The organism is Paenibacillus sp. FSL H8-0283, from assembly GCF_045040675.1.
GTDB lineage: Bacteria > Bacillota > Bacilli > Paenibacillales > Paenibacillaceae > Paenibacillus > Paenibacillus amylolyticus.
Map to the genome: position 1 here is coordinate 197,779 of NZ_CP150295.1, position 12,249 is coordinate 210,027.

Genomic DNA, 12,249 nt, shown 5'->3' on the forward strand with positions numbered 1-12,249 from the left:
TCTGGTTGGTGGTTTTTATGTTTATGATATAATAAGCATAAATTTAGATTGGGGGACTCAAGATGTTTGAAAATCGAGAACAGCTCCAAGAAATTTTAAAAAAAGCAAATCAACATGCACGGAAACAAGCTAAAGAATCAGGTGCCTCTATTTATTATATAAAGAACAACAAACGTGTTCGTGAGGATGCTGCGGGTAATAAATTCGAAATTATATTTGATGCTACTGGGAAACGCCAGGAGTTTGAATATCATGAGTGAAACCAGACCAGTTATGACTGTGTTTGCTGGAACCAATGGAGCAGGGAAAAGTACACTCAGCATGCAAATGAGAGAGTGGCTTGTTGAACTGATTGATCCGGATCAAATTGCAAGAGAGTTGAAGCCAGAGAATCCGCGTAGTGCTGACCTGTCTGCTGGTAGGGAAGCTGTGAAAAGAATCCGATCTCTCATTAAGAGTGGTGTAAACTTCGCTATTGAAACGACATTGTCCGGATCATTTGTTTTAAAACATATGGAAATAGCAAAAGAAAACAATTATGAAATTGTCGTTTATTATATCGGTCTTGAGGATGTTCAAATGCATATAGATCGTGTAGCCTCTCGTGTTGAACAAGGTGGACATTGGATTGCAGAAGAAGACATTCGTTATCGATATGGCCAGTCATTGAAGAATCTTAAAGCGGCTCTAGCCATCGCAGATCAGGTTATCATCATTGATAATACATACGAGCCTTTAATTGTTGCAGAAGTCATACAGAGTAATTTGATCTATTGTGTTGAGTCCATACCTGCTTGGGCTAATCCTGTTCTTGTGGGTTACTGATACTCGGGTGACATCAAAACTGTGACTAAACCCGTAGAAGCTTATGTGTCGTTATCTTCGGACAATTGTTCGACTCCCCTTGCCTCCATTAAAGTAAGCAAAATCCACCAACCATTGTTCTGGTTGGTGGATTTTTATTTTATGATATAATAACCTAAATTATATAAATGGAGGAAATCAAGGTATATATAGGTCGAAAGTAGCTTCCAGAAAGTATATCAGGTACATTTAGGTTCTGAAACGTATATAGGTATCTATAGCCTGCTTTAGCTAGACCAAATTATGATAAGAGAAAGTACATACGAACCAACAATTGTTGTGGGATCTAAGAAAGTAGATTGGATACATCCAAACGGAGACTATTCCCCGCAGACCTTTGGAAGAGGTTCGACTCTCAGGTCTTTTATATGAAAAAATAATATATAATGTTTAACATTAAATACAATATTTATAATAATAGAGTAAAGGAGTAGTTATTTTGGATCCGTATTTATATTTGTTTTTTCATGTTCTATCACATGCTCTTCTTGGGGCGGTAATTGCATACTGCTTTTATCCAAGGGATACATGGAAAAATCTTATGATATGTCTATGTTCGGGTGCTCTGTGTGGAATAATTCCTGATATTTTTGGGGATAGAAGTGTAGCTCCGTGGTCCCATTCTATATTGTTTACACCCCTTTTAGCTTTAGGAATAGCATATTTGACAAAACTGTTCTATAAAAAGACAAGTTTCAAATTAATCTGGGGATCTTCTATTTTGTCTGTCTTGTTTGGACACTTATTTTTAGACTATATGGGACATGATTTACCAGCATTCTATCCCTTTAGCGATAAATCATATATTATGGGAGCCATTACATTGGGAGATCCATGGATATGGTTTCCGTTAATTATTGGTCTTGGATTGAGTGTTTTTTTGAAGAACAAGCCTAAATTACCCGTAATTACTTCGATACTATTTATAGTGGTATATTTAGTTTTTCGAGTAATATCGAAAGAAATAATCGAGCAGAAAGTTCAAGTTCAACATCCGGTTCCTGAAAAGTCATATATTATAGTGGAGCCCAATAGTCATTACGAATTTCCTTTAGATCCCAGAAAGTGGTTGGAGTTCAGGTTTCGAGTCATCAGTCCTCATTTCTCTAAAGTTGGTGATGCGGGTATACTGGGAGAGAAATCAGACAAACTATTCTGGTACGATTTTTATCCAGTAGCCTTTGAGATTAATTTATCAAGAGGGAAATACATTTTAATAAATTCACAGAATTCTAAAGTTGTCCTATCTGTTACTAAGGAATGGAAAGAAACGGGTTCTAACTTTATTCAGGGAAAGTATGATGGAAACATTTTTACCTACAAAGAAACCACCAATGGTCAGTGGGAAGAAGTTATACCACAATAGTTTTCTACAGTTTCTATCCACCATCAACCAGCGTTCTGGTTGGTGGTTTTTCTGTTTATGCTATAATCTTTGTAAAATAAGCTGATGCAAGCCCGATATACTCAGTAATCTCCCAAAGGAGGCAAAAAAGCATGAGCCAAACGCAGCAACAGATCCGCGAGTTTGTTGCAGGCATACAAGCATATGTCTCGCCAATAAATGTGATTAATCCTTGGAGAGATTATGTGACGGGTTATGATATCGGCCCCGAAGCGGTGAAGATTCGCTCGGAACATTTGGTCAGGTATTTGGAACCACGAATGTCCAAGGCTCGGTACATTTTTATTGCTGAAGCTGTGGGATATCAAGGGGCGAGGTTCTCCGGCGTACCTTTGACGTCCGAGCGAATGGTTACCGGGAATCACTCGCTGGTGAATCACCAAATGATTTTTTCAGGCGAGCCGGGTGTTCGAACAAGCCTGCCCAATATCGCCAAACCTAACCGGAGTCAGGCGCTGTATGGATTCGCAGAACCGACAGCATCCATCATATGGGGTGAAGTGTTATCCAGTTCAAGGTGGAAACCAACGGACTTTATATTTTGGAACATCTATCCCTTTCATCCTTATCAATCTGCCGAAAACAGGATGACGAATCGAACGCCGACTTTGGCAGAGTTGGAGGATGGTTTGCCGTTTGCCAGACAGCTTATGCAACTGAATCCTGATGCTCAGATCGTGGCTATTGGCAGAAAGTCAGCAGACACGTTAAGCTCCCAACTCATTAAACATCACCATGTTCCTCATCCTGCAAATGGAAGGGCAGTACAATTCCAAAAAGCAGTAAGGTCAATTATTTAGCCCATTTTGAACTGGAGGAGTGTAAGGCATAACATATGCACCTTATCGTCCAAGTGCCCTCCACATAACGTAATGCCCTATCATATAAAGATTGGTTGGTGAAGCTAAATGAGTGAAAAATACTGGCTTGTGGTGCAATATCCACTGAAGAGCGCGCAGGGTAGCAAACGAGATCATTGGTTGAAGGAAAAGGTGATGGAATATCTGGAAACCGTTCTGACCCAGGCGGAGTTGGGAGAGGTGGATGGATGTGACCTGGGCAGCCGTGTGGCTGATCCGAAGGAATATGTAATGAACATTTTCTGTGTGGTAACGGACGAAGATCGGAGCATAGCGCTGATTAAAAAAGTGCTGAGAGAGAGTCGGTTGGATTATACCCGCATCCAAATCGCTACGATGCCATATGGCACAGAAGGAAGCTACACGCTGAAATATGCCTCCAAAAAAGGCGTTACCGAATTCTCGCTTTGATCACGATTCGCTGTTTCTTACCATAACGAACTCTGTACTTGTCCTGCCCGAGGGCAGTTTGCCCCCAACATTTTCCCCACTTAAATTCATCATACGAGAAGACCATAATTGGACTTCCCAGCCTTAACCACTCGATCAACACTCTGTAAGTAGTAAGATTATGCCCGTAGATATTGTAATCTTGCTCAAAAGTATGCCATATCAAGGTAGACGTTTACCATCTTCTTTTGTGTACTCAGATCCTCCGTCTCTCCCCCGCTTCTCTCTCCACCCGGCACAAACCACAACTTATTATCTGTACCTCCAACATTTTATAAAGCAGTACTTCTTGCGGCTCCAATTAGGGGCCCCTACCCGCAGCATTCACCACGATCAGATCCCCAAAGCCTCACTTCACTCAGTCAAGCCATCCGTAAGCGATAAAAAGAATTGAGCCTGCTCCATACACAGTCCTATAATATACAATTGTATAAAATCCGAGAGAGTGGTGGATATCACAACAGGTCATCCGATCACAACCGATAAACCCATCACACATCGGAACCAAAGGAGGGTCACAGTGAATCAAAGAGCCAAAGATGCAACAACAGATGAAGGAGCAAGAGAAGTAACAGAAGGGGATGAAAAATAGAAGTGAAAGCAACAGCCCAATCAGATATTGAGAGCGATGCAGAAGCAAACGCAAATGCAAAAGCGAACACCAGCGCAATGAAGACGAATTGGACTCCCCGTTTCAAAGCGTTCATTCAACGCAAGCCCAAGACACTCGCTTTTAAAATTCCGTTTGCCTACTTTGTCATTATTCTGCTAACGGTGGCGTTTAGTGCGTTGGTTTTGAATCGAATCTCGGAAAATGACGCGCAACGAAAGATCAATGAAGCATCATTGCAGACAATTACATCCATTGAGACCAACGTTAATCTGATGATCGAGAACGTGAACAATTATTCGAAAATGATTTTCTCCGATCCCAACTTGCAGAACCTGCTGCGGCAGGGCAATGTGTACTCCAATTTACAGACACAGTCCAAGGTCAGCGCGTATTTGACCAATCTTATGCAAGCGGTTCCAATTATCGATTCAGTATATATTTACGATAATTCGGGGCACCGATTCTCGGTTGGTACACAGGAATGGCCCACGTTTATGGAAGCGAATGTGAAGGAAGCGCCGTGGTACGAACAGGCACTGAAGCATAACGGAAGATATCTGCTCAGGCTGAATGGTGGCAACAACGACAGCGGAGTCTCGGCAACGGGGGAGAATGATGGGCAAGAGGTGGTCTCGTTTATTCGCCTCATTCGAGATTTGGATGATACGTCTCCACTTGGATTTCTGGTCATGAACATCAAGGGAAAATCCATTGCTCAAGCCTATGCCAACCTGTCTGCACCGGATTCATTTCAGGTGGCCATCCTGGATGAGCATCAGCGGGTGATTGCAACCAACGCTACCGATGGAAAGAAGGCCGTGCCTGCTGTATCCGGCGAATCCATATCTGTGGCTTCTGGACAGGAAGGGATGCACGAGATGTTAGAGGCCAATCAGGCCAAGTTAAAACAAACATTTCAAGAGCAATCCTCCGGCTTCATCACCTTGCAATCAGGTGGTCAGGAATATGCGGTTACCTATCGTTCGTCTGGTGATGATCAGTGGAAATTCATCAGCATGAGCCCATACCAGGCTACCGATACCCGCAATAAATCCATGGTGATGCTTGCGCTGATCCTACTGGCGGTAAACGGGACTGTCTTTTTTGTCAGTTCATTCATCATCTCGCGCAGCGTCATTAAGCCGATTCACAAGCTGCTTCGCTCCATGCAGAAAGCACCAAGCGGCAACTTCCGCAAAGTGACGGTTGAGCTGAACAGTTACGAATTCGCACAGCTATATGGAGGTTACAACCAGATGATCGAGCAGATTGAGCAGATGTTGAAACGCATCATTCAGGAGCAGCAGACGATCCGCCGAGCAGAGCTGAATACACTTCAGGCGCAGATCAAGCCGCATTTTCTATACAACACACTTGATTCCATTACCTCCCTGGCAATGTCGGGTATGAACGAGAAGGTATGTGAGCTGTTAGAAGCGCTCGGAAGTTATTATCGGCTGAGTGTCAGCAAAGGGCGTGAACTGATTACACTGCACGAGGAGGTTGAGATTGTACGCAATTATCTGACGATCCAGCAGGTGCGATACCCCGGTGTATTTGAGGTGCAGTACGATATCGATTCAGGCTGTGAACGAGTGATGATTCCCAAGCTTGTGCTCCAGCCGTTGGTGGAAAATTCGCTGTATCACGGTATTCGTCCCAAAGGCAGCCCGGGCACGATACGCATCCAAGCTCGTCGATCCAAGGAGGGAGTACTTCTAACGATCACTGACGACGGAGTCGGCATGTCCGAGGAAGAAGTGAAGCAGATTCAACGAACAGAAATGAACAGGTCTAATCGCTCGAACTCATCTAACCCATCTAACACTTCTAATCCTACCTATAACGCTAAACACAATCCAAGCTTTGGCTTATGGGGAACGATGGAGCGGCTTCGCATTTTTTATGACAGAGAAGATGGACTTAAGTTGCAGAGCGAGGTTGGAAAAGGAACTACCATTATCATAACGATCCCGAAGGGAGCCGATGAATCATGGAATTAACTATTGAACCATTAAAGGTATTGATTGTGGATGACGAGTACCTCATCCGTAATCTGCTGCGCATGCGTATCGATTGGGAGCAGCAAGGCATGAGCATCATTGGAGAGGCCTCCGATGCTGCAGAGGCTTTGGAACAGGTCGAGCTGTTGCGCCCGGACATCGTGTTCACGGACATATACATGCCCAAGATGGACGGCATTGAACTGAGCGGCATCCTCATGGAGCGTTACCCAAACATAAAAATCGTGGTAGTGACGGGACATGATGAATTTGAATATGCTCGTCAGAGTGTGAAGCTGGGCATATCCGATTTTATTTTGAAACCCATCCGTGCTTCTGAATTATTACAGGTTACGACGAAGCTGCGAGTGGCAATCGAGCAGGAGATGGGGCGTGAGTACGAGCTGATGAAGCTGCGGGAGGAGATGAAGCAGAGCTTGCCTTATCTCAGGGAGAGGTTTGTGAATCAATGGTTAAGTGATGTGATGCCTGAGGACGAACTACAAGAGAAGGCGCGTTTCTTTGGCATTCCTATCTCATCTGGTGAACCAGGATCACGCATCGCAGTAATGGAGGTGGAGGTTGCTGTACCGCAAGCGAAGATAGCTGCACCAGAGGTATATCCACATCTGTCCGAACCATATCACCAAACACTCCAAACACACCAAGCACAACGAGGGTCTCAACAACAACAACAACACGATCAACTCCATTTAAGCCAGCATCAGACAGAAGCCCACCGACAACCCGCTGAGGAAATACATATTTTGCTGCGAATGGTAGGCATGAAGCAAGTGCAGGCATTTTATCCGCAGGATTCGCAAACCATTATCATCATGGACCCGCATAACCGGATAGTTGTGCTCTCATTTGGTGAGGATACGGAATTTGCCAATCAGGTGCAACAGCTTCAGGAAGAACTTCAACATACACTTAAGCTCAAAGGGTGTGAAGTTGATGTGACCGTAGGGATTGGGCAATGGCAATCAGGATGGGGAAGGGCCTGTGTGGGATACCGGGAAGCTTGTCGTGCACTCGATTATCAGGCGTTTGTGGGGAAAAATCAGGTTATTTGCTTCGAGGATCTGGTCATCGAAGGCGGTAAGAGGCCCTACCACTCGGATGCTCAGTTGCTCCAACAACTGCAATTTTACGTCAGTGTTGGTGCGGGGGAAGAAGCCGTATTGTTGCTGGAGCGTATGCTGTCTGTGCCGTTCTCGGACGTTTCACAGTTTCGGATGGCAGCCATGGATGTGGTTACGGAGTGCCAGCGTGCCGCCATAGAGCAACAGCTTGAGGGAGAGTACGCATTGAACAAAGAGGCCGTTGCGGCCATTTTTACAGCAGGTCATCTGCCTGAACTAAAAAGCATGTTGGAGCAACATGTCCGCACGGTATCGGATGTCATACAAGCCAAACGACAGGCCAAGGAAGGTAATCTGATCGACCGGGTGATGGCTTATCTTGAAGAGAACATGGGCAATGCGGAAGTGGGGCTTTCCAGCACCGCGGCTGCTTTTTACGTAAGTTCGGGCCATCTGGGCCGGCTGATGAAAAAAGAAACCGGGCAGACATTTGTGGAATATATGACGCAGCTTCGTATGAGAAAGGCCGAAACGTTGCTGAAGCAGACCGATTTAAAGGGGTATGAGATCGGGCAGCAGGTAGGCATCCCGGACCCACATTATTTCAGCGTCTTGTTTAAAAAACATATCGGTCGGTCCATGAACGAATATCGGAATGTAAAAACCTGAGAAACGAGATGTAAACCCGGGAGTGTAGAGAAGGTGTGAGCGCACCCCCTCTCCAATTCCACATATGTTCGAATATTACAAATCGATGCCTGTTTTCTAAATGGAGAACAACGCACATTTCGCCTAAAATATGGGCTAGAACGAACTAAAACACATAGGGAGGTCCATAGAGATGAAAGCGCTATTAAAAAAATCAGCAAGTCTAATTCTGACTCTGGGAATTGTAAGCAGTCTGGCGGCATGTTCATCCGGTTCATCCGGTGGTACACAGGGGGAAAGTAATGGCAAGATCAAGCTGACGCTATGGGATCAATCGGTTGGCAATACCGATCCTTCGGCCAAGCTGCTGCCCGAGATTGTTGAGAAATGGAACAGCGAGCATCCGGACATCCAGGTTGAACGTACGGGCACGACAGGAGAACAGTATAAAACTAAAGTCAAAACATCGATTGCGGCTGGTGAAGCGCCAGACCTGTTCTATGGCATGGGCGGCGGCAGCTTCATGCAGCCGTACATCAAATCCGGCAATGTGCTGGAAATCTCAAGTTACCTGACGGACGATATCAAAGAACGAATGGGTCCGGGTATGGCGGAGGCCATCAATATGGACGGCAAAATCTACACATTGCCCGTGTACACACATATCGCCAACCTTTACGTGAATACGGAACTGTTCGAGCAGGCGGGTGCCAAGATTCCGACCACCTATAACGAACTGCTGGATGCGGTCTCCAAGCTGAAAGCGGCGGGGATAACCCCGGCTGTGATTGGAGAAAAGGATCGCTGGCCGGGCATGTACTGGTACGACATTATTGCGATGCGTCAGGCAGGCAATGCTGCGGTGATGGAAGCCTTTAAAGATCCGTCGAAATGGGATTCGCCCGACTTTGTAGCCGCTGCGACTAAAATGCAGCAACTTGCACAAGCAGGAGCATTCAACAGCAGCATGTTCAGCATGAGCTATGACGAGATGCTGGGGGCATTTAATGCAGGCAACGGGGCGATGATGTTCCAGGCCAACTGGGTGAATGCAGGAATTGAGGACCCGTCCTCCGCAGTCAAAGGCAAAGTGAAAGTGATTCCGTTCCCAGTGTTTGAGGATGGCAAAGGCACAAATACCGAAATCTTCGGCGGAGCCGTCGATGGTTTCTACATCAACCAGAATACCAAGCATTCGAAGGAAGCCGTGGAATTCCTCATGTATCTGAGCGAGCAGCTTGGTACACAAGGTTTCCTGGCTGGAGCCGGCCTGCCAAGCTGGAAAACAGATACACTCGACACGTCCAGCCTGTCCTCCCTAGATTTGTCTGCGGCAGATATTATGAAAACGGCGACCTCATTCATCGCGTGGTGGGATAACATTCTGCCAGCGGAGTCTGCCGAAGCGCACAAAAATCTGATTGCCCAGCTGCTTGCCGGCGATGTAACACCGGAGGAGTTCTGCAAACAGATGGCACAGCTCAAACCAACAGAGCTGAGCTTGTAGATCGCGCAGGCTAATATGCGCATAATCCATACACGTGTAAGCTCGTGTTGAGCTTGCCAAGCTGAAGCCTGCTAACAATGAAGATGAACCCAAACAAGGCGTGGTCCGGAATATCCCGGTCACGCCTTTGAGAGGAGAACAACAATGAACTCTGTATTTTCCAATAAGGGTACGATAGCCGTCTTTGTACTGCCCACGCTGCTTCTGTTCTGCGGCATTGTGCTTATTCCGATCTTTGTCTCCAGTTATTACAGTCTGCTGGACTGGAACGGCGTAGGCAGGGGTACATTTATCGGCCTGGACAACTATGTAGAGATGTTTAAGGATACCCGGGTACTGAATTCAATCAAAAACTCCCTGTTATTCGCAGGTGCTTCGGTGTTCATTCAACTGCCGATCTCGCTGGTGCTCGCACTGATTCTGGCGTCCAACGTCAAGGGGGAAGGCTTCTACCGGACCGTGTATTTCATCCCGGTGTTGATCTCGACGGTGGTTATTGCCCAGTTGTGGTCAAAAATCTACAATGCCGATTACGGCCTGCTGAATGTGCTGCTGCAAAGTATCGGCTTATCCAGCCTGGCGCAGGACTGGCTGGGGCAGAAGGACACCGCACTGGCGGCATCTTTTATTCCAACCTTGTGGCAGTACGTGGGGTATCACATGCTGCTGATGTATGCAGGTGCGAAGTCCGTGTCTCAGGATGTACTCGAAGCTGCTCGAATGGATGGTGCTTCCCGTATTCGCACGGCGTGGTCCATCATGATCCCGCTGATGAAGCCGATTCTGAAGGTAAGCCTTGTTTTTTCGGTTATCGGTGCATTCAAGGTGTTTGACCTGATCTATGTGCTGACAGGTGGTGGGCCATTTTACACCACTGAAGTGCCAAGCACGCTGATGTACGCTACCATTTTTGATACGTTCCGGTACGGATATGGCAGTGCGATCTCGGTCTTTATCATTGTGGAGTGTCTGGTGTGTACGATCCTCATTAATTCATTGTTCAAAACGGAGTAGAGGGAGGCATAAGGCATGAGTACCGTAGAAGTCATGTTGCAAAAAAAGCCCAAGTCGAGGTCCATCTCCGGACCGATCGGGAAAGTGTTCCTGCAAGCGTTTTTGATCCTCGTTGCGATTGTGCAGATCTACCCGCTCATCTGGCTGGCGCTGTTTTCCCTGAAGGATAACAGTGAGATTTTCAGCGGTGATGTGGCCGGGTTGCCCAAAGCGTTTCTGTGGAGCAACTACACCAAAGCAATGTCTGACGGCCATGTGCTGACCTATTTTATGAATAGTGTGCTGGTTACTGCGGCCTCCATTGTCTTGGTACTGATCCTGTCCTCCATGACGGGATACGCAATCACAAGAATGAACTGGAAGCTCAGCGGGTTGACGATGACGATTATTTTGCTGGGCATGATGGTGCCGATTCATGCGGCGCTGCTGCCATTGTTTATTATTTTGAAGAATCTGAGCCTGCTCAACAGTTACTGGTCTCTGATCATTCCCTATGTGGCATTTGGCATTCCGATGGCTGTATTCATTCTGGGCAGTTTTTTCAAAGGTATCCCAAGAGAGATGGAGGAGTCGGCGGTTATCGACGGCTGCGGCATATACCGGACGTTTTTCTCTATTATTCTGCCTCTGGTAACCCCGGCTATATCAACGGTAGCCATCTTCACATTTCTGTCCTGCTGGAATGAGCTGATGTTTGCGGTCACGTTTATCAATAACACGGCTTACCAGACATTGACGGTGGGCATGATGTCGATGGTGGGAACGTACATTACGCAATGGGGTATCATTGGTGCTGGACTGATGATTACGACGGTGCCAACGGTGGTCATCTATCTGCTGCTGAACAAACAGGTGCAGAAGAGTATGATCGCAGGTGCAATTAAAGGTTAGCTGGAGGCTGGGCTGGACTGGAGGGCGTGGCGGTAGAAGGGCTTGCTGCTCGCTCGCTTGCTTGTACTCTCTTTCTGGTAGATATCGACTTGATTCGGGATTTCGCAAGGTGTGATCTCTGGACTAGACCGGAGCCTGTGGTCATGGAATAATAAGGGGTATATAGCCAGTCAGTTTCAGAGAGGGGTCATTATAGTATGGTCAATATCGCGATGGTAGAGCAGGAGTCTGTTCGGGAAAAGGTTGTGGCGTTCACGTTTGATGATGGGCCACATCCGGTCTATACACCTCAAGTGCTTGAGATATTCCGGCGTGCCGGTGGGCAGGCGACGTTTTTCATGATTGGCCAAGAGATGGAGAACCACCCGGAGATTGCCGCGGAGGTGCACCGTGAAGGGCATGAGATCGCCAACCATACGTACACGCATCCGGATCTGACCAAGTTGACGCTGGAGGAAGCTGGCGAAGAGCTGCAACGCGCGGAAAATCTTGTTCAAAAAGTTACGGGGCAACCTGCCCGCTGCTTCCGCCCGCCGTATTTTGGCGTAAACGATGATATATTATCTCTGGCGGCGGAGCGTGGATATCGTACGATTGGTGCGGTGAACGGTGATGCGAGGGATTGGGACAATCCCGGTGTTGAGCACATTCTGGAGCATACCCGGTCTGCGGCGAAACCTGGCAGCGTGCTCATATTCCATGACGGGTACGGGTATCGTTCCCAGACGGTGGAGGCGGTTCGTGTGCTGGTGGAGGAACTGGTCGCGGAAGGGTACCGTTTGGTGACGGTGAGTGAGTTGTTAGACATTTCTCGTGATCATGATATAAAGACGACATAATTAAGTGGACCCATCATTCTTTGAATGACAGGGTCTTTTTTTAATATATATAATACATAGGAAGAATGAA

The 12,249-nt window shown here is 46.7% G+C and carries 12 protein-coding genes; all 12 read left to right on the forward strand.

Going from position 1 to position 12,249, the window contains the following annotated elements; translation table 11 throughout:
* The first annotated feature begins 62 nt into the window (after positions 1-62).
* The 12 genes from MHI52_RS00965 to MHI52_RS01020 all read left to right on the forward strand — a co-directional run bounded on the left by MHI52_RS00965 (position 63) and on the right by MHI52_RS01020 (position 12,179).
* Positions 63-260: a hypothetical protein gene (locus MHI52_RS00965; protein ID WP_017691232.1), complete on the forward strand. Its 198-nt coding sequence runs from the start codon at positions 63-65 to the stop codon at positions 258-260.
* Complete coding sequence (locus MHI52_RS00970; RefSeq protein WP_340983770.1) at positions 253-825, forward strand: zeta toxin family protein; 573 nt, start codon at positions 253-255, stop codon at positions 823-825. Before MHI52_RS00965 ends, MHI52_RS00970 begins: the two co-directional genes overlap by 8 nt.
* Positions 826-1,303: 478 nt before the next feature.
* A complete protein-coding gene (locus tag MHI52_RS00975) occupies positions 1,304-2,230 on the forward strand; it encodes a metal-dependent hydrolase (RefSeq protein ID WP_340983769.1) in 927 nt (308 codons plus the stop codon).
* A gap of 131 nt (positions 2,231-2,361) precedes the next feature.
* Positions 2,362-3,069 (forward strand): uracil-DNA glycosylase, encoded by a 708-nt coding sequence (locus MHI52_RS00980; protein WP_405158267.1) that lies wholly within the window; start codon positions 2,362-2,364, stop codon positions 3,067-3,069.
* A 108-nt stretch (positions 3,070-3,177) separates the two neighbouring features.
* Positions 3,178-3,540: a hypothetical protein gene (locus tag MHI52_RS00985; RefSeq protein WP_210110274.1), complete on the forward strand. Its 363-nt coding sequence runs from the start codon at positions 3,178-3,180 to the stop codon at positions 3,538-3,540.
* Between the two features lie 633 nt (positions 3,541-4,173).
* Positions 4,174-6,195 carry a sensor histidine kinase gene (locus MHI52_RS00990; protein ID WP_339285006.1) on the forward strand — a complete coding sequence of 674 codons (2,022 nt, stop codon included), beginning with the start codon at positions 4,174-4,176 and terminating at the stop codon, positions 6,193-6,195.
* Entirely contained in the window at positions 6,186-7,949 is a 1,764-nt protein-coding gene (locus MHI52_RS00995) for a response regulator (protein WP_405158268.1), read from the forward strand. Before MHI52_RS00990 ends, MHI52_RS00995 begins: the two co-directional genes overlap by 10 nt.
* Positions 7,950-8,121: 172 nt before the next feature.
* The gene (locus tag MHI52_RS01000) at positions 8,122-9,435 is read left to right on the forward strand and encodes an extracellular solute-binding protein (protein WP_282319728.1); all 1,314 of its coding nucleotides are present in this window, start codon (positions 8,122-8,124) and stop codon (positions 9,433-9,435) included.
* 144 nt (positions 9,436-9,579) lie between these two features.
* Positions 9,580-10,449: a carbohydrate ABC transporter permease gene (locus MHI52_RS01005; RefSeq protein ID WP_017691225.1), complete on the forward strand. Its 870-nt coding sequence runs from the start codon at positions 9,580-9,582 to the stop codon at positions 10,447-10,449.
* Positions 10,450-10,464: 15 nt separating this feature from the next.
* A complete protein-coding gene (locus MHI52_RS01010) occupies positions 10,465-11,340 on the forward strand; it encodes a carbohydrate ABC transporter permease (protein WP_405158269.1) in 876 nt (291 codons plus the stop codon).
* Between the two features lie 26 nt (positions 11,341-11,366).
* Positions 11,367-11,492, forward strand: a complete 126-nt coding sequence (locus tag MHI52_RS01015) for a hypothetical protein (RefSeq protein WP_405158270.1) — start codon at positions 11,367-11,369, stop codon at positions 11,490-11,492.
* Positions 11,493-11,537: 45 nt separating this feature from the next.
* Positions 11,538-12,179 (forward strand): polysaccharide deacetylase family protein, encoded by a 642-nt coding sequence (locus MHI52_RS01020; protein WP_405158271.1) that lies wholly within the window; start codon positions 11,538-11,540, stop codon positions 12,177-12,179.
* Positions 12,180-12,249: the final 70 nt, after the last annotated feature.